This window comes from Microbulbifer sp. MI-G (assembly GCF_030440425.1).
GTDB lineage: Bacteria > Pseudomonadota > Gammaproteobacteria > Pseudomonadales > Cellvibrionaceae > Microbulbifer > Microbulbifer spongiae.
Genome location: NZ_CP098023.1, coordinates 3,242,052 through 3,264,179, shown reverse-complemented (window position 1 = coordinate 3,264,179; position 22,128 = coordinate 3,242,052). Strand labels below are relative to the sequence as shown.

Annotated in this window: 16 protein-coding genes; 11 read left to right on the top strand and 5 right to left on the bottom strand. The window is 50.6% G+C overall.

Annotation, left to right across the window (positions count from 1 at the left end; translation table 11 throughout):
* Positions 1-31: 31 nt before the first annotated feature.
* Positions 32-1,846 carry an ABC transporter transmembrane domain-containing protein gene (locus M8T91_RS13590; protein WP_301414704.1) on the bottom strand — a complete coding sequence of 605 codons (1,815 nt, stop codon included), beginning with the start codon at positions 1,844-1,846 and terminating at the stop codon, positions 32-34.
* Positions 1,847-2,620: 774 nt separating this feature from the next.
* Positions 2,621-4,183: a S8 family serine peptidase gene (locus M8T91_RS13585; RefSeq protein ID WP_301414703.1), complete on the bottom strand. Its 1,563-nt coding sequence runs from the start codon at positions 4,181-4,183 to the stop codon at positions 2,621-2,623.
* A gap of 902 nt (positions 4,184-5,085) precedes the next feature.
* Here M8T91_RS13585 and M8T91_RS13580 point away from each other — a divergent pair.
* Positions 5,086-5,817: a hypothetical protein gene (locus M8T91_RS13580; protein ID WP_301414702.1), complete on the top strand. Its 732-nt coding sequence runs from the start codon at positions 5,086-5,088 to the stop codon at positions 5,815-5,817.
* Between the two features lie 299 nt (positions 5,818-6,116).
* Here M8T91_RS13580 and csrA read toward each other — a convergent pair whose 3' ends face one another.
* Positions 6,117-6,305, bottom strand: coding sequence for a carbon storage regulator CsrA (csrA, locus tag M8T91_RS13575; protein ID WP_301414701.1), 189 nt, complete (start codon positions 6,303-6,305; stop codon positions 6,117-6,119).
* Between the two features lie 975 nt (positions 6,306-7,280).
* Here csrA and lldD point away from each other — a divergent pair.
* Positions 7,281-8,420 (top strand): FMN-dependent L-lactate dehydrogenase LldD, encoded by a 1,140-nt coding sequence (gene lldD / locus M8T91_RS13570; RefSeq protein WP_301414700.1) that lies wholly within the window; start codon positions 7,281-7,283, stop codon positions 8,418-8,420.
* 367 nt (positions 8,421-8,787) lie between these two features.
* On the opposite strand, the gene M8T91_RS13565 is transcribed toward lldD, so the two are convergent.
* Entirely contained in the window at positions 8,788-9,780 is a 993-nt protein-coding gene (locus M8T91_RS13565) for a restriction endonuclease (RefSeq protein WP_301414699.1), read from the bottom strand.
* A 704-nt stretch (positions 9,781-10,484) separates the two neighbouring features.
* Between M8T91_RS13565 and M8T91_RS13560 the strand changes: the two genes are divergently transcribed.
* The 6 genes from M8T91_RS13560 to M8T91_RS13535 all read left to right on the top strand — a co-directional run bounded on the left by M8T91_RS13560 (position 10,485) and on the right by M8T91_RS13535 (position 17,485).
* Positions 10,485-10,706: a hypothetical protein gene (locus tag M8T91_RS13560; RefSeq protein WP_301414698.1), complete on the top strand. Its 222-nt coding sequence runs from the start codon at positions 10,485-10,487 to the stop codon at positions 10,704-10,706.
* 106 nt (positions 10,707-10,812) lie between these two features.
* Positions 10,813-11,160: a nucleotide pyrophosphohydrolase gene (locus M8T91_RS13555; RefSeq protein WP_301414697.1), complete on the top strand. Its 348-nt coding sequence runs from the start codon at positions 10,813-10,815 to the stop codon at positions 11,158-11,160.
* Between the two features lie 2 nt (positions 11,161-11,162).
* The gene (locus tag M8T91_RS13550; RefSeq protein WP_301414696.1) at positions 11,163-13,553 is read left to right on the top strand and encodes a DNA/RNA helicase domain-containing protein; all 2,391 of its coding nucleotides are present in this window, start codon (positions 11,163-11,165) and stop codon (positions 13,551-13,553) included.
* A 33-nt stretch (positions 13,554-13,586) separates the two neighbouring features.
* A complete protein-coding gene (locus tag M8T91_RS13545) occupies positions 13,587-13,892 on the top strand; it encodes a type I restriction enzyme endonuclease domain-containing protein (RefSeq protein WP_301414695.1) in 306 nt (101 codons plus the stop codon).
* Positions 13,893-14,638: 746 nt separating this feature from the next.
* Complete coding sequence (locus tag M8T91_RS13540) at positions 14,639-16,138, top strand: M4 family metallopeptidase (protein ID WP_301414694.1); 1,500 nt, start codon at positions 14,639-14,641, stop codon at positions 16,136-16,138.
* A gap of 762 nt (positions 16,139-16,900) precedes the next feature.
* Positions 16,901-17,485, top strand: a complete 585-nt coding sequence (locus M8T91_RS13535) for a hypothetical protein (protein ID WP_301414693.1) — start codon at positions 16,901-16,903, stop codon at positions 17,483-17,485.
* Positions 17,486-17,733: 248 nt separating this feature from the next.
* Here the strand turns inward: M8T91_RS13535 and M8T91_RS13530 are convergent, their stop codons facing one another.
* Complete coding sequence (locus M8T91_RS13530; protein ID WP_301414692.1) at positions 17,734-18,348, bottom strand: hypothetical protein; 615 nt, start codon at positions 18,346-18,348, stop codon at positions 17,734-17,736.
* Positions 18,349-18,821: 473 nt separating this feature from the next.
* Between M8T91_RS13530 and M8T91_RS13525 the strand changes: the two genes are divergently transcribed.
* The 3 genes from M8T91_RS13525 (at position 18,822) to M8T91_RS13510 (ending at position 22,047) form a co-directional block, all read left to right on the top strand.
* Positions 18,822-18,947 carry a hypothetical protein gene (locus tag M8T91_RS13525; protein ID WP_301414691.1) on the top strand — a complete coding sequence of 42 codons (126 nt, stop codon included), beginning with the start codon at positions 18,822-18,824 and terminating at the stop codon, positions 18,945-18,947.
* A gap of 34 nt (positions 18,948-18,981) precedes the next feature.
* Positions 18,982-19,947 carry an SIMPL domain-containing protein gene (locus tag M8T91_RS13520; protein WP_301414690.1) on the top strand — a complete coding sequence of 322 codons (966 nt, stop codon included), beginning with the start codon at positions 18,982-18,984 and terminating at the stop codon, positions 19,945-19,947.
* A gap of 561 nt (positions 19,948-20,508) precedes the next feature.
* Entirely contained in the window at positions 20,509-22,047 is a 1,539-nt protein-coding gene (locus tag M8T91_RS13510) for an amidase (RefSeq protein ID WP_301414689.1), read from the top strand.
* Positions 22,048-22,128: the final 81 nt, after the last annotated feature.

The window sequence follows — 22,128 nt, the reverse complement described above, 5'->3', positions numbered from 1 at the left end:
TGGGTTTAGATGAGGCGGAGCTGCAGGGGCATTAATCCGGCACTGCGCGTGAAATTTGATCGGCCGTAATTTCAGTCGACTCACTAAGGCTCGTTTCGCGAAATTGTAGATTGGCCAGACGGGCGTAGAGTTCGCAGTTGCGCAGCAGTTCCTGATGTGTGCCGGTGGCGATGACCCGGCCCTGATCCAGCACGGCAATTTTATCTGCATGCAAAATAGTGGACAGGCGGTGCGCAATGATGACAGTTGTGCGGCCGCGCATTAGTTCCTGTAGTGCCAGTTGAACCTGGTGTTCACTCTCGGTATCCAGCGCACTGGTAGCTTCGTCCAGTAATAATATGGGGGGATTGTTGAGGATGGCTCGGGCCAGTGCAATGCGTTGGCGCTGGCCACCTGAAAGGCGAACACCCTGTTCCCCCAGATGGCTTTGGTAGCCCTCAGGCAGCGCGCTAATGAATTCGTGAGCGTGTGCGGCACGGGCGGCGGCAATGATCTCTTCTTCGCTGGCATCGAGTTTGCCGTAACGAATGTTGTAGCGGACATCGCCGGTGAACAGTGCCGGCTGCTGGGGTACCAGCGCCAGGCTTTCTCGCAGCTGCTCCAGGCTGAGGGTGCGAATATCGTGACCGTCTAGTTCAATGCGGCCCTGCTGTGGGTTGTAAAAGCGCTGCAGCATTTCGAATACAGTGGATTTTCCCGCACCGGAAGGGCCTACCAGTGCAAGGCTTTTGCCTGCTTCTATGGTGAGGGAGAAATTGTCCAGCGCGCGTTGATTGAGTCGGGTCGGGTAGCTGAAACTGATGTTGGTCATGCGCAGTTCGGGCTGCTTGCTGAGGGCGGTAACAGCGGGTTCTTCTGGCGATGAAATGAGGCTGGGCGTATCAATAAGCTCGACTAACCGTTCGGCGGCGCCTGCGGCTCGCAGTAAGTCACCCCAGACCTCGGATATTGTCGCGAAGCCTGATCCAACCATGATCGCGTAGAAGACAAAGGCGCCGAGCTCGCCACCACTCATGCGCCCGCTCAGTACATCCTGCCCTCCTTCCCAAAGCATGCCAGACATGCCAATAAATAGCAGTAAGATTGCTGCGCAGATGAGCAGTGAGCGCTGCCAGATGCGTCGTCGTGCAATGGCAAAGGCGATTTCAACTTCGCGCGAAAACGCGCTGCTTTCGAAGTTCTCCCGGGTGTAGCTTTGCACCACACGAATATGCTGAATCACTTCCCCCGCATAGCTACCGACACTTGCGATACTGTCCTGGCTTTCGTTAGAGAGTTTCTTAACCCGGCGGCCAAACACGAGGATCGGTAGCAAAATCAGCGGTACCCCGACGGTGATAATGAGGCTGAGCTTGAGATTCGTGATAAACATCATCACCAGCGCCCCTGTTGTCGTGAGGCTGCTGCGCAAGGCCATGCTAAAAGAGGAGCCAATAATGGTTTGCAGTAAGGTGGTGTCGGTGGTCAGCCGAGACATGATTTCGCCCGAGCGATTTGTCTCGAAGTAGCCCGGATGTAACCGGACGAGGTTATCGAAGACGGCTTTGCGAATATCGGCACTCACTCGCTCTCCCAGCCAGGACACAAGGTAAAACCGGATAAAAGTGCCCACAGCCATTGCTGTTGCGAGCATAATCAGCAAGGTAATAGCGCTCTTCAAGTCAGCGCTGGAGTCACCGTTAAAGCCGTTGTCGATGAGTACTTGCACGCCCCTACCCATAGAGAGCGTCGCGCCGGCAGTGAAGAGGAGGGCAGCGATGGCAGCCACAACGCGCAGTTTGTAGTGGGCGAGAAAACCCAATACCGGACGCAGCGAGCCGACGCCTTGAGCCTTGCCTTCACTCACAATGGGTATCTCCGTGTCTGTGGCAGACCAATAGTTTGGACTGATTGGGGCTTCATCACTGCTGTGGTCACTACCGGTTGGGGGGGTGTTAGTGTAATGATTTCGCTCGGCTATTGATATTCGCCTGGTATGCACTGAACTGATATCCCAGGCCCGCTCCAGAGAGGGCACACCCCATGACAGGGCAGTTTGAAGGCAGGATCGTCATAGTTACAGGCGACAATAGAGGGCTGGGTCAGGCAATGTCCCTGGGTTTTGCCGTGGAGGGGGCAAGCGTCGGGCGGTGTTGGAGAAGAATCAATCATAGACGCCCACAAATTGAGCGGGTCGGCCTTAGGGCTGTTTTTTCTCCTCGACAGGCCTGTAGACCGTTAAGAAAGATATATCCGATTAGCTTCTGACGTTGATTGACTCAGCTGTCTAAAATTGAAGCATAAGGAGGTCGCAATTGGTACGGATACCCGCTTAATAGCGTTTGTAATCGATTCAGCTACTGGCGGAAAGGTGGATTTTACAGTTTCCCAAGCTATGTACCCAGCGTATCAGCAAGTCGAGCCTGCCCAAGCGGCCTAACGCCAATCAAATTGCCTCCGGCAAACCCAGGCGGATTCAGTCGGTGTTCTCCAGAGGCAATAGGATACGCTTTCCAGCAAGCTCCTGGTTTAGGGCAAAGAAAGGCATCTGGTGACTGCCTTTCCGGTATCCCTCAAGCTTGGCCAAAAGCTTGGCCTTTTTATTTGGCTGTCTATCAACTGTTGGTCTAGCCTAATTGGCCTAGAATTTTTCCGGGGATTGCTTAGCAACTGCGCTTGTGGTTAAGGCGTCAGTTGTGTGGGTGAAGCCGACAGGTATTTCCGCGCTTGCCGCGGCTTGTACCGCTGCCAACGCGTTAATAATGCCGTACCCGTAGAACCGGTTTGGGGATGCCGTATTATCGGCAGTATTGCGTAGAATATCCCGAACTTGAGACGCGCTAAGATTGGGGTTGGACTGGAGTAATAACGCAGCGACTCCCGCAGTTAACGGGCAAGAAAAAGACGTACCGTTGGCATACGAATAGCGGGTATTTGAGCTTGAACTGGCGACGCGCACGCTTGAACCCATCGCCATAACGTCCGGTTTGATTCGACCGTCAGCCGATAACCCGACCGAGCTAAAGAATGAACGCGAACCTGACGAAGTCACCGCGCCAACCGCCAGAACAAAATGACCGTCGGAAGGCGCACCTAAGGTATTTTGGCTTGAGTTTCCACCATTACCTGCAGAGTTAATTACCACGATACCTTTTTCTGCTGCAAGGTCGGCACAAATTGTAACGATGGCGGTGTCACCGTCCATATCCGACGGAGAGTAGTCGCCGCCGGAGTCAAAGTCATTGTAACCTAAGGAGCTGGTAATAATTTGCGCACCGTTTGTATCTGCCCACTCAGCCGCTGCGCACCAGTTATCTTCTTCGACGTGTAATTCTGATTCGGTATTTTCGGTTTTGGCTAAATAATACGTCGCGCCGTACGCCGGGCCGATTAAATTGCCTGGGCTATAACCACCGATGGTGCTGAGAGTATTGGTACCATGACTACCGTTGCCCATGCCGCCGTCACCCACATCCGTGTCACCGTTGACAAAATCCCAGGTGCCGGCGATATACATTTGATTAAACGTTTCATGGGTTAATCGATTGAAGCCTGAATCAAAAATAGCCACGATGACGCCGCTACCGTTATAGCCCATATCGTGAACAGGGGGTACGTTGATTTGATTATTCTGGGTAAAAGAATTGCCATAATCTAACAAAGTAGCCACCTCAGGTTGCGTCGGCAGTGGCTGCTGCATGTCTTTAAGTGGTTGCCGCGGGCTAACTGGATTGGGTTTACGCTTGATCGATTTCACCAAGGTGATTTTCTTAATGAATTTCAGTTTGGATAATTGCGCTAGCACTATCGGTGTGGTTTCTACGGAGACGGCATTAAGCGCTTTTAACTGATGTCTTATTTTACTCACTTTAGCCTTGACCGAATTAAGGTACTCGGGATTGATCGGTATATCGGTCAAGTCGACCAGGTTATCGACGCCACGATTGACAATCCGACGTTGTAAAGCGCGCGATGAAAGCGACTGTTTTGCTGCTAACAGTTTTGCATCGAGATTATCTCCTTTATCTTTAAAATAAATAAATGCAGAAACTTGCTGTTGCGCTTTTTCTGTGGACAAATAATTTTGTATTTTGTGTGAGAGTATGTTTGAGTTGGTTTGTGCTGTCAGACTCGATGATAGAAAAACCAATAGCGCAGCTAGGCCGGTTAAGAATTTATACTTTCTTATATTGATCTGGAACATTGGTTTAGTTCTTCCCTGTAATAGTTAATTAAATGGGATTTATACATCCGAATTTTTACATGCCATTTTTGAACAGGAGCCCGGCTGGATAGTTTTTATCCTCAATTAAGGGTTTATAATTCAGGCACAGGTAACTAAAAAACATTTATATCCTAAATTATTATTGGAATGAGATATGGCCGTAATAGATCAAAAGCGGCGTAAGATACGATCCAGGCAGTCAATGAATGCCGAATATCTGGATTTGCGCCTTTGATAGTAAACGGATATATTCTATTTGGATAAAAAAATTACCACCTACCCCATCCTGACGGACGGCGATGCCCAGCCGTAAGAGTTTCGGACTGCTATCGGGTATCGCCCGACAATTATAGACGCCCACAAATTGAGCGGGTCGGGCTTAGGGCTGTTTTTTCTCCTCGACAGGCTTATTAGACAGTTAAGAAAGGTATAACCGATGAATTTCTGACGTTGATTTATACAACTGTCTAAAATTCAAGCATGAGGAAGTCGCAATTGGTACGGGTACCCGTTTAATAGCGGTTTGTAATCGATTCAGATACTGGTGGAAAGGCAGAATTTACAGTCTCGCATGCTATGTATCCAGCGTTTATGCTGCTCAGTGCAGACCTGCCGGATTTTCTCTGCTGCGCCGACTAAACGCTTGAAGCAGCTTTCGAAGTAACGGTTGAGCTAGAACCCGTGTTTGGGGGAAATGCGCAAGCGCTGTAGGATGGGTGGGGTATCGGCGGCAATAGCGCCGCGTTTTTTGGCATCCAAATGCCGCCCACTCCTACAGTTCCTGGGGGCGGAGACCGAATAAAACTGCTTATGGCTTGCGGCACCACTAGTTCCCAAAGGATACACACATACTGCCGGGCCAATGACTGTATGATCACAGGATGGTGTTAGCCATTCAGGCTGTCATGTGCTTCGGGTTTCAATTCGCACAGAATTATAAATCAGGCGAGGGAAATAGGCTGAACGTTAAACTGGTACAGAGTGGGTATAAGCAACGGAGTTCAACGCTGTTTGTTGTTGCAGGGAGCTTGATGTTGGTGAATGTGGTGTTCCTCTGGATTCGACTTGTCTCTGATTTTCAGTTGTCTATATTGTGGGCCGCGATTCCGGCAATGATTGCACTGGCAACAAGTATTATCGGGCTTTTTACCTTATATCCTCTCATAGCGTTAGAAACACCCTGGTTGGCGCGAAGCGGCGCCGGATCTGCGTTGGTTGCCGGCGTAGCACTTTGTATGGCGGCGCTGTGGATATTGGGCGCTACGCTATTTGGCAGTGGGCTCTCTGACCCTCTTGCCGCTGGGCTTATGGCTTGTATAGGTGTGTTTATCGTTGCAATGGTGAGTGCATTTATCTGTTATGCCATTGCATTTCTAACCGCTAGCGCCTCGGGGAAGCTGGGCTTTTTATTGGCGGTTCCGGTAGTTTCATGGGGTGTAATACTTGTTGTAGGCATGATAAAGGGTTTGCAGGTTGGTTTATCCCTAGACTATTACACCAATGCCTTTATTGCCGCTGCTTTTTTAGCGATCGGAATCCTGCTGCGCCGCCCGCCAGGGAAAGGCCAGACCGGCGCCGAAAACAAACGCCCTGCAAGCGGGCAGGGTAGTTAGCCGTGTGAATGTAACGGTTGATTCTGACTGGCTGGCAGGGATTGAGCCCGCCGCCTTATGGGGCGCGGGTTCCTGCGCTGCCACCGATAGGCCAACCGCACAGCCGCGCCGGTTTATTGCTGTCATGCCAGTGCGCATTTGAGCGAAGGTTCGAATGGCTGGGGAACCCGGCCCGCTGCCCCTTTACCGCCAGTGGAATAACCGGGGCTCACCCGGGCGGGCGAGCCCGCCGGAGATGGCGGTGCGGCCTTGCAGAGACAGTCAGGGGTATGGCGGATCTGATGGGTGGCCTCCGCTACTCAACCACTGCCATCCCCTTGCGCCCGTTCCTTCTGGATGCGCAGGTACACCTCCTCCCGGTGTACCGGCAGGGACTTGGGGGCCGCGATGCCCACCCTGACCTGGTTCCCCGAAATATCCAGTACGGTAACGGAAACATTGCTTCCGATTCTTAAATTCTCGCCGGGCCGGCGTTTTACAACCAACATAAGCCTTTCCTTCCGGGCTGCAAGCCCGGTTTGACTTTTTGTGATGGGCGTATTGAGGCAGTCACAGAGGAAAGCACGGAAGGGCGGGGCGCGGGAACGGTAGGCGGTAAAGCAGAATCGGCGGATGCAACGCGCCCAAAGCCTGGGCAACCGCACCAGGCGCCTGCAGGGGCCCCGCTTTATTGAAGACGAGCGGGCTTCTAGCGTATGATCCATATAGCCATTTTGATACTTGGTTTATCAATTTGGTTAGCTGGCCCTTTGGTGTTCGCCCACCTTGGGTCAGCGCCTTTTACTTACGCTTAGGTCACGTACCGTTCTCCTGTTACCGGGAGGGATCTGCTGGACATTGCCCGGGCCGTTGGGGTTTTTATGCTTGTTAGACAGAAACCGGCCCAATCCTGGCCCGAAATGGCGAGCAATGCCTCTGAATCTTACGCCGCTTTACCCTTAAAGAAAACCGATTACAATTCGATAAGATTATTTTGGTGCCTATATTTTTAATCGACTGTGTTTGGAAAAAGCGCAATGTGTCCTGGTCAGCTGGGGCCTGTTCACATTAACTGAGATGGCCCTGTTGCTCGAAGGCCAGTGGCCGCGCTTCTTAAAGCAAACATTCAGCGCGCTGGCGATGCATGCTTTATAGTTAGGATCGGTTGACCTTTCCCCTCTGCACACTGGGTTCGCTGCCATCCCGTTCATGGGTCAGCCGCGCAGTGTTGTTTCGGGCAAACCCAGGCCGGTGAAAACCCGCTCGATCCCTGCCCGGAGAAGCGACAAAAAGACAACAAAGAGGTCGCAAACCGGCGTCGGTGTTTGCTTGTGAATGGCCAGGATGCGATTTATTCTCACTCTAGCCCTGCGACTGTGAAAGCACCGGCAGGTCTGTGGGTAGGGGCACCTCCCTCTTTAAGATATCGACCCTACTGGAGCATCGAAGAAAGGCTTGTATTACAATTTTTACAGGATCGAAATATGATCATCTCTGCTCCCACCGACTATCGTGTCGCTGCCAAAGCGAAATTGCCTCCCTTTCTTTTTCATTATATTGACGGCGGTTCTTACTGTGAGCATACATTGAAAAGAAACACGGAAGATCTTGCTGAGATTACGCTTAAACAGCGCGTATTAAAGAACATGGAAGCGCTAAGCCTTGAAACTGAGCTTTTCGGCGAGAAATTTGCTATGCCAATCGCACTTGCGCCGGTTGGCTTAACGGGCATGTATGCGCGCAGAGGTGAGGTGCAGGCGGCAAAAGCTGCAGAGAATAAAGGCATTCCTTTTACTATGTCTACGGTTTCGGTCTGCCCGATAGAAGAAGTTGCCCCCGCCCTTGAACGTCCAATGTGGTTTCAGTTGTACGTTCTTAAAGACCGGGGTTTTATGAAAAATGTGTTAGAGCGCGCGAAAAAAGCCGGCGTTACCACTCTAGTATTTACCGTTGATATGCCTGTGCCGGGTGCCCGTTACCGCGATATGCATTCAGGTATGAGCGGACCCAACGCAGGTGCACGTCGCGTGCTCCAGGCCATGCGCCACCCCGGCTGGGCATTGGATGTGGGTTTGTTTGGTAGGCCACACGACCTGGGTAATATCTCTACCTATCGTGGTGAACCTACCAGGCTGGAAGATTACATGGGGTGGATTGAAGAAAACTTCGATCCTTCAAATTCCTGGAAAGATCTGGAGTGGATCCGTGAATTCTGGAATGGCCCGATGATAATTAAAGGCATTCTGGATAAGCAGGATGCTAAAGATGCGGTCTCCTTTGGCGCAGACGGTATTTTGGTATCCAATCATGGTGGTCGTCAGCTCGACGGCGTTCTCTCCACGGCAAAGGCGTTTCCCAGTATCGCCGATGCAGTCAAAGGCGAACTTAAACTCTTTGTCGACTCCGGTATCAGAAGCGGCCTGGACGTGGTTCGTATGCTTGCACTGGGCGCGGATTGTACGCTGCTAGGACGCTCTTATATCTATGCGCTGGCTGCACAGGGGCAAACCGGCGTTGAAAAATTGCTCGACTTATACAAACACGAGATGCGTGTGGCAATGACCCTGACGGGAGTTAAAAGTATTAGAGACTTGAATCGGGATTCACTGGTTAACTTTCGGTAATTTCTAAAGCTATAAGGCTCTCCTGCAAAAACCTTTCACCGCATCCTTTGATGCTCTAGCGGGCTGTTGAAATTCGAAAAATTTCGACGCCTGCTACCGGAATATGGATGTTCCGGCAAAATCACCACCTAAGTCGTTGATTTTGGCAGAAAAGTGAAATTCACATTTTTCGCTTTTCGTGTGTTGAAAAAGGCAGGATGCCTTTTTCAACAACCTGCTAGTGAATCTACACAAGAAGCGGCAATGCTGCCCCTCAGGAGCCGGGCATTAGCAATGAGGGACGGATCAAGCCAGGTGCCCAGGATAGCGTTGCTCCCAAGCCGCCCCGCGAACGAAAGATAGGGCATTGTTCCCAAGGGTGACGAATTTAATCCACCGGCCAATAAATCCGCACCAGCGGTACCAGTGCCCGGCCTTCCAGATCGAAGTTATCGTAGTGGCTGACAATCAAGTCCGCCAGGTCATCCAGGTCGACTAACGTGAGGGGGAAAGTGGAGCGGTCGGCCTCGTAGCGGGCCTCACGACTGAAGCCGCCGGTGCTCACAAACAGGCCGGAATCTCCCTCCCGCAGGGTGCCGATAAAACCCCGTATGGCAGGTGCACCCATGGCGCCGCCGCGATGCTTGACTTCCGCCTTGATGCGCGGCTGGGTAAGGCCCAGGCCATCCGGCGAGGCGATCACATCCACACCGCGATCCGGACCCTTGGGGGAGACCTTGGCGTTAAAGCCCATGGCGCGCAAGATCGCCGCGACCAGCTCTTCCATTTCCTCGGGCAGCAGTGCGGCAATCTTGTCTTTGATCAATTCATGGCTCTGGGCCACGGTTTGGTCTTTGAGTTGGGCGCTGTCGGTTTCCGCCACTTCCGCTGCTGTGGGCGTAAGCGTGCGGCCTTCCAGTATGGTTAAAAAGGCCTCGATGGTGTCCTGGCTTAGGGAGAAGAGGGTAAGGGTGGAACCGAGGGAGTTTTTGGCTTGCTGGGGTAGCTGGTCGCGGCTGACCTTGCCCAGCCACTCCACCCGGCGCAAATTGGGGTAATCGCCGATGGTACCCGGCTGATACCGATATTCCCCCTGATCCACGCCCAGCAGGTAGCTGCGGGTCTCGGGGTTGTAGCTGACGATATAATCGCCGGCGGCAATCTGATCGCGAAACTTCAGGATCATGGCTAAGGCATTAGCGGTAGCTGAGGGCTTGTCATTACCGTAAATCTTGATGTATTCGTCCCGCAGGCGCTCGGTGCTGGAGTACTGGCTAAGGTCTCCCAACTGGGACCAACCCACTGCGGCAAAGCCTTTCTCGAAGTCTTCACTGTAAATACCGCCGCGCCCGGCGCGGATCATCCATGCGTTTTTCTGCATTGGCTATCCCTAGGGTTCTCTGCCTCCAAGATTTCACCATGCGCTACCGGGCTCAGTGTCGGTAAGGGGGTCTTTCACAGACCCAACTGGCCATTCTGTGCCCAAAGCGGCGCCCCGGGTGATGCCGGGAAGCCGTGGCAGGCGAAGCGCCTTGTCTACCGGGAAAAACCGCGCCCGCCCACCGGGGGCTCTGCTTGAAGCAGGGAGACTGGCAGGCGAATGTAACACCGCGCTAGCGATAGCCAGCCGCCGCCAGACACTTCGGGCTCCGCCAGGATGGAGTTTGTGTGTGTCGCAGGGTGCGGCTCAGGCGGTGCGTTTCAATAGAAGGGTTCTTGTTGTGTGCAGCGTGGCAAAACCATCGCCGCTGGTCTTCCGCCGCCTTAAGCCATCGCTGCCGGGCTACTCCGGTTAAAAAGCGCACAGGGGATTGCCAAAACTTTGCGTACTGGCCGGGCGGGAAGGGGGCCCGCAAGCGGAGCGGGGGGTACCGGAAGCGGCTTTTTGGTTTGCACGCCCCTTATTCAGTGCTGGAGCGGCAATGGGGTTTGGCAGTGGCAAGGTTGCGTAAGTATTTAGCGGGGTGCTTTGGTAGGGAGCGACAGGGCCGCTGGAATCGGGCAAAATTGGGCGGGATAACACCCCCAGCCTTGCCCGGCCTGCTGTCACGGAGCAGGCGGAACCCACTAAGGAATACCCGGTACATGGCCAAGAAGCCCGCAAAACCCAAGCAAACCATTGCTTTTGAGGAATCCCTCTGGGATAGCGCCAACAAGCTGCGCGGATCGGTGGAGTCCTCGAAATACAAGCATTTCGCTAATCCTTCGCATTGGGCTCTTCACCGGATTGCGTATTGGCTCCATTACAGACCTAAAGCTCAAACACTTCACAAAGCCACCATTCTTCCGGAAGTTGGCTGGAAATAATTGGCCATAAGCCCAGACGAAAGACCGCCAGTGTCAGCTAAAAATGAAAATCTCAGGAGAAGGTTTGTTTCATCTTCTCTAGATGGTAAGTCAGTGAGGATACGCATTGAATGATCTAGACGATATTAAAGAAAAGCTTCGCCAGTTCGCCCAAGCTCGAGACTGGGATCAATTCCACTCACCAAAAAACCTATCCATGGCCTTAGCGGGTGAAGCGGGCGAATTACTGGAGTTGTTTCAGTGGCTCACAGAAGAGCAGTCAAGAAATCTAACTCAGAAACAGAGCAGAGCAGTCGAAGAAGAGATGGCAGATATTTTTCTTTATTTGCTCAGGTTGGCTGATAAATTAAGTGTTGATTTGCTAGAGTCGGCTAAAAATAAAATGACTATAAATGAACAGAAATATCCAGCAAGTAAAGTAAAAGGCAGCTCCAAGAAATACACGGAATATTAATCATGTTGGTATACAGTGGAAACAAGAAAAAGTTTATTGATGATGTCAGCGAGAATGCTATAGAGAATATCATTTTGTTAGAGTTTGAAAGGAAGTTATTCAAGCGTCCATCTAAAAATGAAGTGCTTTCATGGAAGAATTCTATGCAATACATGTTCAAGATTATGATTGATTCAGATATTCCACAGGATTCTGGTGTTTCAATTGAATACGTATTGCCTTTAACCAGCAAGCGCATTGATTTTATTCTGACAGGAAAGGATGGGAAAAATCGAGATACTGCCGTTATCATCGAACTTAAACAGTGGAGTGAAGTAACAAAAATAAACAAGGATGGCATAGTTAAAACATTTTTTTCTGGAGGCGAAAAGGAAACCAATCATCCCTCTTATCAGGCGTGGACATATGCGGCCTTAATAGAGGATTATAATGAAACCGTCCGGCAAGAAGGCATAAGGTTAATTCCATGCGCTTATCTACATAACTTAAGTTCCGCTTCGGCGATTAATGATCCGTTTTATGCTGCGCATACCAGAAATGCACCTGTTTTTATTTCCTCGGATGCTAAAAAATTTTCTGAATTTCTAAAAAAACATGTCAAATATGGCGATAGCGATAACATCATGTATCGTATCGAGCATGGCAGGATTAAACCTTCCAAAGGCTTGGCTGATAGTCTCACATCTATGCTGACTGGCAATCAGGAATTCCTGATGATTGATGACCAAAAGCTAGTTTACGAAGCAGCAATTGATCTGGCGTATAAGGCGCAGAAAGGAAAAAAACAGGTTCTTATTGTAGAAGGTGGGCCAGGCACAGGAAAATCCGTGGTAGCCATCAACTTGCTGGTTGAGCTTACTAAGCGAGAAATGAATACGCAGTATGTTTCCAAGAATGCAGCGCCGAGAGCTGTATTTGCCGCAAAACTGACTGGTACCATGACTAAAACAAAAATCAATAATATGTTCAAGGGATCAGGTTCCTATATTGATACTGAGTCAAATTTCTTTGACGCTCTGATTGTTGATGAGGCTCATCGATTAAATAAAAAGTCAGGCATGTACGAGAATAAAGGTGAAAACCAGGTCAAGGAAATTATTAACGCATCCAGGCTCACAATTTTTTTTCTTGATAAAAATCAGCGCGTAAGCATGAATGATATTGGTTCCTTAGAGGAGGTTGAAGCTTGGGCAAGTAAGCTGGGTGCGGCTATTTGTCGTATGGATTTAAAGTCTCAATTTCGCTGCAATGGTTCTGATGGATACCTTGCGTGGCTTGATTCTGCTTTGCAGGTACGAGATACGGCAAACACCGAGATTGATAATGTCGACTACGATTTCAAGGTATTTGACTCGCCTGTTAGTTTGCGAAAGGAGATATTTCAGAAGAACGCTATTAGTAATAGGGCTAGACTGGTTGCTGGCTATTGTTGGAGGTGGGTGAGCAGGAAAGATAAAAACGTGATGGACATCCAAATGCCAGAATATGAGTTTGAAGCAAAGTGGAATCTTTTAGCTGATGGTAATCTCTGGGTTATATCACCTGAATCAGTAAAAGAAATAGGTTGTATTCATACTTGTCAGGGGCTAGAAGTGGATTACATAGGTGTGATTATTGGTCCTGATCTTATTGTGCGTAATGGTAAGATTATTGCCGATGCAAGCAAAAGAGATGCTAGGGATAAAACAATCAGGGGCTACAAAAAACTCTTGAAGGAAAGACCAAAGGAGGCATCTAGAATTGCCGATAATATTATTAAGAATACATATCGAACTTTGATGAGTCGTGGCCAAAAGGGCTGCTATCTGTTTTGTACAGATCAAGAAACTAATGAGTACTTTTCAAGGTTGATTGATCAGGCTCGCCAAGTTCGAGAAATAACGCTGGAAGAAAAATATCCGGGTTTAAACCTCCGCATACTGCAAGCACAAGAAGCTAAGCCCTATATAAATTCTGTCCCTATATATAACCTAAAGATTGCTGCAGGTGATTTCAGTGAATACCAAACTACAGGTGATTTTGATTGGGTTGAACTACCAGAGCATATTCGTATATCAGATGGCTATTTTGTCGCACAGGTGCTAGGCGAGTCTATGAATCGCCGTATTCCAAATGGTTCATGGTGTCTTTTTAGGGAAAACCCTGCAGGCTCTCGTGAAGGGAAGATTGTGTTGGTACAACATCGAGATATTCAGGATGTTGAACAGGGAGGGCATTACACGGTTAAGGAGTATCATAGCGACAAGACTGATACCGAGGATGAAGTATGGTACCATTCCAGAATCATACTGAGGCCAAAAACCAATGCGCTTGGTTATAAGGACATTTCATTGACTGAAGATCAAGTTAGAGATTTAAGGGTTGTTGGTGAATATGTTTCGATTCTAAGTTAGTCAAGTTGTTGGTTACACAAATTAAAGAGCAGTATGTATATCGATAAGCCGGTATCAAAACGTAATCTGATTCAGACCATCTCGCGGGTAAGCTGCAAAGTTGGGGGCAAGCGGAAAGGGCTGGTGGTGGACTATATCGGCATCAAAACCAAAATGAATCAGGCGATGAAGGACTTTGGTAGCAGCTGTGAGGACAACGTTGAGGATATTAAGGCGAAACTACAAGTAAAGCTTATTCTGTTATTGGCCGAGTTTGGCTACCCACCTATCGCCAATGATGAGGTTTTCAAGGAGATTCTGGAGCAGGCGGAGAATTTTAAGAAGCACCAGATGGCTTAGGGGGTGCGATTTCCCCTGCTGGGGGTTTTGGGAGGATCAATTCATTGCGAGGCTAGACAAGGTGAATACCTTTTGCACTCTTCGTTCATATTCGATTGAGGTAGTCCTTGGTATTCACTGGTGCGGACGTGCAGAGCGTATATATGGCAGCTTATCTGGCCGGGCAAGACCCAACAATCGGTAACTGTAGGATCAAGCCTGAGCGACCCCTTGAGGTGTGGCGCTAGTAGGGGCCAAATTTTTCACTGAATCAGAACTGGCCTTTGAATCAGTGATTAACCGAATTAAGCGACAATCCTCCCAGTCAAGTGCGTATCACGCGCCCAAAGGGTTTACTCTTGACTGGGAGGGTTGTAGATGAAATCTATAGCAAAAAGATTCAATGGCTACATTCGAGCTAATCGTACAGTGTCTTTCAGATCCAGTTTGAGCCACAGCATTTCATCCTACCATCCGCTTCACGGGTGATTGCGGATTGCCGTATTCATAATTTTCTCGATATCGTTGACTGGCTCACGCCTTCAATCTCCGTAATCCCTGTTTGGATAAAACCGCTTTTCTTGAGTGACTCAATCTGGCATCTTTGTTTATAGTTCAGCTGCTTGTAGTGTCTCATGGCATATCTCTTGTCGAAGAAAAAGCGCGCAGCCTGCGGGCAACTGCCGCCTTTTCGAGCAGTATTAAGCTATGCACTCACAAGTTGAATCCAGGGATTTATATAAAAAGTCATAAAGGGAAAATTAGCAATGAAGCATCTAATAGGCATTACCTGTACTTTAGCCATGACAATGAGTGCCCAGGCTGCCGATCCTATCCCCGCCACCGCGGATATGCTTATACCACAGGCTCTGACAGCGGTTGCAGGGTCTGATATGGCGCTTGTGAAAGTGCATGAGCGCACTCTCGGAAATGGCACAACCGTCGCCCGCTATCAACAGACCCACAAGGGTATTGCTGTTTGGGGGCAGACGATAACCAGCTCTAGCCAGGGCCTGATGACTGAAGTCCATAACAAGGTTCTCACCGGGCTTGAGCTCGAGGTCCCCAATGTGCGCGCAGGCATCAATGCCAGCAATGCTGTTAGGCGTGCTATGAGCCATCAGGTAGCCATGCGGGCCCAGCAAGGGATGATCCAGGGCGCACGCTCACTTCCTGCCATCAAGCTCGGCGCACAGAACCAGGAAAAAGAGCTGTATGTCTACATCAATGAGCAGGATGAGGCGCGCTTGGCTTATCTGGTGAACTGGGTGGAGTACGGAGAAGCGCCAACCCGTCCGTTCTACTTTATTGACGCCATGACCGGTGAAGTGATCAGGCACTGGGACGGTCTGGCTTTTCGGGATGGCTTCGGCCCCGGCGGCAATGAAAAGACCGGGCGCTATGAATATGGTATCGATTTCCCTGCGATGGAAGTAACCAGAAACTGCCGCATGGATACGGTGAACGTTGAAACTGTAAACATGAATCACTCCACTAGTGACGGCAACGTTTTCGACTTTCCCAAGTGCTTCACCACACATCCAGCCCGCAATACCTTCAAGCAAATCAACGGCGCCTATTCTCCGCTGAATGATGCCCATTTCTTTGGCAATGTTGTCTTCGATATGTTCGATGACTGGTATGACACTTCACCGCTGAGCCAGAAGTTGCGCCTGCGGGTACACTACAGTAACAACTACGAGGGCGCCTTCTGGGATGGCAGGCAGATGACCTTTGGCGACGGTCGTACCGTCTACTACCCACTGGTCAGCCTGGATGTTATTGCACATGAAGCCAGCCATGGCTTTACCGAGAAAAATTCAAACCTCATCTATCATGACCAGCCGGGGGGGATCAACGAATCTTTCTCTGATATTGCCGGCGAGGCTGCAGAGTATTTCCTGACAGGCAGCAATGACTGGCTGGCTGGCGAGCAGATTAAAAAAGGCAGTGGCGCCCTGCGTTACTTTCAAAACCCCACTGCCGATGGCTACTCTATCGATCATGCCAGTGACTACCAAAGTGGCATGAGTGTGCACCACAGCTCCGGTGTCTTCAACCGGGCCTTCTACCTGCTGGCCAACACGCCTGGCTGGAATACTCGCACAGCGTTTGATGCTTTTGTGCTCGCCAACCAGATGTATTGGAACCCAGTCACCGGATATAACCAGGGTGCCTGTGGTGTAATCTCCGCGGCAGGGGACTTGGGGTACAATACGGCAGACGTGATTGCCAGCTTCAATAGGGTGGGCGTTACCTGTCCATAGTGGCCCCATTTATCGAACCCGGATTTTGCACGACTTCAGAGTCAAAACGGCGGAAAGTCTTATCATTGCGGGTGTTTAACACCGTTGAATAAGAAATTCCGCCGTGCCAAAAGGCTGTCAGCCTGAACTCGGTTTTTCATCCCTTGCCCGCCGCTAAATCACCGCAGATTCCACGGGTGGCAATTTGACCTCCAATGCCGGCCTGCTACTTGTGAGAGAGTGCGACCGGTACCCGGGCCTGGCTCGCTCTGTCGCGGATGTTGTCCATGAGCTGCGGGCTCCTGCCCGGGCTGACACAGCACTGAACAACGGGTGTGACAGAGACTGCTGGCAAAGCCGCTTTGTTATTTAAGGGCAGAGGTTTTGCTGCTTGTATTGCCAGGTGCGGGTTTGCATTTTTTGTGCGCTTTATGCCCGGATGCCGATGAGGTCTTTATTTGGCGGATTGGTGCAGTGACTTTTTGCAGGATGTTGCTGTAAAGTAGCTGTGTGCAATTTGAGCACTGGAAATTTTGGCGTGATGCCCCTGGTGGAAGCGGAGATGGAGTGATATTGATAGGTTCGTGAAGGTTTGCCTGTTACTACCGGGCCGGAAGAAAAGAATACCCCTCTCCCAGGACACGCTGTGAATACATCCTTGTAGGCTCGTAATCGGCATCCATGCCTCATACGATCCTGGCAGAGGGGTATTCTTCCCTCCTGCTTTACTAGTATGCTGGCCAGAGCTTGTGTCGAGATGTTTTGAAAGGGTAGGGGGAATTGATGAGAGTGCTGTTAGCGGCTGTGTTGGCCGTGCTGACTGCTGCCGGAGGTGCTTTGGCTTTTGCAGGTGAAGGTGAGGGTGAAGGTGAGGGTGAAGGTGAGACTATCTCTGTCGTCATACCCGAGGGTTATAAGGTGGCATCCACCAGGCGGGAGAAGGGGCTGATCGTTCATCAGATGATTCCGGAAGGGGAGACCCTTGGCAACTGGCAGGAAATGCTGGTTGTGCAGATTTTCCCTTTTGGCGGAGTCGAGATGCTTGAATACGAGGCATTTTACAGGCAGCGTAAGCTTCCCATGTGCGATGAAACCAGTACCACGCTTGTGCAAAAGGGGCGGGAAAATGGCTATGATTTTGCGCTGTTTAATACCTCCTGCAGCACTGCCCCCGCTGCCAGGCGCGAGACGGTGCTGATCAAGGCGATACTCGGGAATGACAGGACCTTCGTTGTCGCGAAGACCTGGCGCTTCGCAGCAGGCGAGGCGGAAATGGCTACCTGGACCCACTATCTGGAAGGGGTGTCCCTGTGTGACAGCCGTATTGCCGGGGTGAAGTGTCCAGAAAACGGAATGGGTGGCGGCTAACGGGTCCCGTGTGCGTTGTTGCGGAAAGCGGGTTCAGCCCCCGCCAAACTCAACGCGGATTCTACGGCATTTTATAGCCGAAATGTTGGCAGGTTTCGTTACACTTTCGTCACGGCGGTTCTTTTTTGTGTTTTTGTGTCGCGCTTGGATTTTAAGGAATGGAACCGCCATTCTGATTTCGGTGAAATCTTCGGACTAGCCAGGTGATGCGCTTCAGATTGGAGCCTAAGCCAGTAACACTGCGCGTGTTACGGGTAATCACTTTTAATGATTTTGCCATTTTCTATCTCAACGTATTCACCGTGCTCTTCATCCCAGGCGCACCGAAATTCCAATATGGGGCCGTGCTGCCGGGTTGGTATCACGATGCTTTCAAGGCACAGTAAGCGGGTCATAAATGTTCTCTGGGTAAAGCTCTTTTTCTCAAGCCATTCTGCCGTCTGGAGTGCATAGTTGTAATGCTTGCCCTCTGCATGGGAGCCGCCATTCCCGAAAGTGTAATTTATAAAAAAGTCAAGAAGTTTCTCTTCATAGGAGTCCGCATTCTGGATTAACTCCATCAAACTTGAGGCGTCGAGCAGATCCTCTTTTTCAGCCCGGTAGTCATGGTAGACTGAAATAGTTGATGTGTGGGGAAGCGGCTTTTCAAAGCGGTGAAGATGTTCGGAATTATCTAAGCTATACTCAGTATATTCTGGACTTTCAGTATCTTCAAAATTTTCAGGATTGCCCAGGTCATAATATTGCTTCCAGCTTTTGCAAATAAAATTCTCTATTTTCGCTTCGTTATCCAAGTCTTTTCTGATTGCGGCATCCAGTTTCATAAAGAAATCGGGGTCAGTTGTCATTAAATCTGTATTCATTGGTTTTTCCTATACAAAATCGGAAGACACCGGTACTGTGGGCTGATTGCCATGTGCTGTTTCACGCAGGCAAACTGTATGATAACAAATTCGGTTTCTGCAATCAGTAGCGTCAAAGCAGAACAAAGGGGGTATGTGTTGTATGCCCCGGTAAAAGTGGATAGTTTTTCAAGCACACCAATAGAATTCCAAATAGATTGGAAAATATGGCACGACATTTATGATCATCCAGGAAGGCACACTCAGGAAGTCAGAACAGCGGTGGGTAGTTCTGTGCACATAGTGATCTGGTGGAAGGACAGGATGCGGATTGAGTTCCCTAAGTATTGATCCTGGGAGTTTAAACCCCGGTTCCTGCAGGGTATTGCGGGTTGAAGCCAACCCAGTCAGACCCTTAAAACAACTGGCGAACACCAGCAGCCAGTGTTGCACCAGTGGTTTGGTGTGGTGCATACGGGCAAGATTCCAGAATCATGGAAGCTATCAACCACGGCGCGATGCAGGGCCAGATGGCAGTCACGGGCTTGCGGGGATATCCAATTGGTATTGGCAGCCAAACCACCGCCAGTGCAACCTGCGGTACCGATACCGTGGGGTGAGTAATGGCATTTGGGCGAGTAAATTTTTATTCCGATGAAACTGTCTGGTGGATTGTTTTTGCGCCAGTTATGGGCAGACTTTCCCCGGTTTCTGTATCGATTGCAGTATACAACCCGGGTTGGAATGCAGTTGTTTTCTTTATCGTGGTATCTTTGCATATACCGGCAGGTCTTCAATCCTGAGGTGCTACACGCGGAAAGACAAACAAAACCAGGAGCAGTTATGAAAGCTTATATCATTGCGGTACTACTTGTTTTTATTCCAGCAGCAGGATTTTCATCGGCAGAACTCACAGGTAATCCCGATGAGCTGAGAAGACTGCTTTATCCCAAGGAAAAAGTGATAACTTTGTATGCAAAAGCCAAAAAGAAAGCCTATACCGATAAGGCCACAATCAGTTTGATTATTACAACAGAAGACAAGCAGCTTTCTGTGGCCATTACTGAAAATGCCCGCTTAAGGACCTCTATCACCGAATCCCTGATGGCAGCCGGTATATCCGGTGATAGTATCAAAAGTGCCAAATTTTCCACCTCTCCACAGTACGGCTGGCTCGGGAAAAAGCCCAGTAGCTATAGCGTAGTGAATCGTATGGCGGTTACCATTACGGATGAATCCCAGCTAAAGGAAGTTGCGGCGGTTGCCGACGCCAAAAAAGAAGTCGAATTTTCCAATACACTCTTTGAGCATACAAAAAAAGAGGCGTTCGAACAGCAGGTAACCGAGTTGGCACTTCAAAAACTGTTAGATAAAAAAACGTTTTTTGAAACCAATCTTGGCATGCAGCTGACGCCGGTTGATATCAGGCTGTTTGAGGTTGAAGAAGCGGCCACACCTGCAGCAATGCAATTGGAAGAGGTGATTGTCACGGCCAGCAGGATTGGCAGTGCCAAACAGGCGGGTGGGGGTGGCTATGCCAGGGAAAGTTCCTTTGATGAAATTGAATATGAAGCCGGCATTTCAGTGGATTTTACCGTGGATTATTCCCCCAGCCATTAACTGGGCAAACAACGAAGTACACAGTGGCGATAAACTGCAATCGCAAACAACCCGTGTTTGACAACAAACTGAACCGGCGGTTTGCCGTGGCACAGCCAGATCAGGCCTACACGAGTGATACCAATGCTTATGGATGCAGGAAGGCCGGCATATGGGGCCAAGGATGAAGGTATCACTGGTGTGTGAGGCCTTGAGAATGGCCATTCAGCAGCGGCAGACCTGATCGTGCATTCGGGTTGCGGTTCACACTATGCCAGCAGGGTTAGCACCGGTGGCAACAGGATCCAGCCTGTTTCGAAGCCCGGCAGGAAGTGTGGCATTACCTCTCTATAGAGGATAACCGCCAACACCTGAACTGGTATCCGGGATACCAGGGCAAACATCACCATGAATCAGAAATGGTAAAAGTGATAAAAGTACCTTAACTGTGGGTACTGAAATGCTGAATCAGGTCATTGATCGACAAAACAGGCCCAATCCGGTAGGTTGCAGTGAACAAGGCCCCACAAAAGCAATGGGGTCCGGATCCTGAAGCAAGTATCAGAAGAGGGTGGTAAGGCCGTGTCACAGTGGATAAAACTCCTGGCACTCGGGGCAGTGCTGTCACTGGCAGGCTGCAGTGGGGCCGGGACGCCAGACTTAAGTGAGAAGAGCATCGCGGAATTGCAGGCGATGATGTCCCGTGGGCAACTGAACTCGGTGCAGCTGGTGGAGTACTACCAGGGGCGCATTGCCAGGTACGATGATGGTGAAAAGGGCTTAAACGCCGTGATTGTGGTCAATCCCGATGCCCTGGATATCGCCAGGCAATTGGACCGGGAGCGCGCACAAAAAGGGAGCAGGGGCCCTCTGCACGGAATCCCGGTACTGCTGAAAGACAATATTGATACCGCCGATAAAATGCCAAACACCGCAGGGTCGCTGCTGTTGAAGGATAATTTGCCCAGGCAGGACGCTCCCCTGGTGGCAAAACTGCGTGCGGCGGGCGCGGTTATTTTGGGCAAGGCGAACCTGAGTGAGTGGGCCAACTTCCGTGCGCACCCATCCAGCAGTGGCTGGAGTGCGGTGGGCGGACAGGTTCTTAACCCCTATCAGGAGGGTGCCAACCCCTGTGGTTCCAGCGGCGGTTCCGCCGTGGCCGTGGCCGCGGATCTGGTAGCGGTATCAGTGGGCACCGAGACCGATGGCTCGCTGACCTGCCCGGCAGCCATTAACGGCATTGTCACTATCAAGCCAACCCTGAACCTGATCAGCCAGGATGGCATTATCCCTATCGCCCATAGCCAGGACACCGCCGGGCCCATGGCGCGCACCATTGCCGACGCTGCCCTGCTGCTGGAATCCATGACCGACACCAAGGTGGACTACAGCTCAGCACTGCAGAAAGACGGCTTGCGTGGAAAGCGTATTGGTGTGGTACGCAATCTGATGGGCTACGACCAGAACCTGGACAACACCTTTGATGCGGAATTGAAAGCGCTGCAGGCACAGGGCGCGGAGCTGGTCGACAGCTGTGATATCGCCACTGTCGGGCAGTTTTCGGAACAGGAATTCACCGTCCTGTTAGCGGAGTTTAAGGCGGGTATCAATGCGTACCTGGAGCAGGCAGACCTGCCTGGGGTGCATAACCTGAAAGCGCTGGTGGAGGGCAATAAGCAGCTTGCGGACAGGGAGCTTGTGCACTTCGGGCAGGAGTTGTTCGAGTATGCACTGCAAGCCCCTTCACTGACAGATTCCGCCTATATACAGGCGCAGGAAAGTGCCAGGCGCCTGGCCGGTAAAGAGGGGATTGATGCTGCATTGGAACGTTGCGATGTGGACCTGTTGATTGCCCCGACTGTAGGGCCAGCCTGGCAGACCAACTATGAGCGTGGCGATCAATTCGAAGGCTCGGCCAGCAGCCCGGCTGCGGTAGCCGGCTATCCGCATATTACCGTGCCAATGGGTTTTGTGGAGGGATTGCCGGTCGGGCTCTCCTTTTTTTCCGCTGCCAATACCGAGTCGCTGTTGATCGAAGCAGCCTACAGCTATGAACAGGCAACGCATCACCGTATTGCGCCAACCCTGGAGTGGATCTCCGGCGCCGCTGAAACTGAGTGAGTGGATGTGCGAAATTCGGTGGGATCATCCTGGTAAGTGCTTTCCAGCCCAGGGCTTGCCAGGCCAGTCGATATGCCGTAG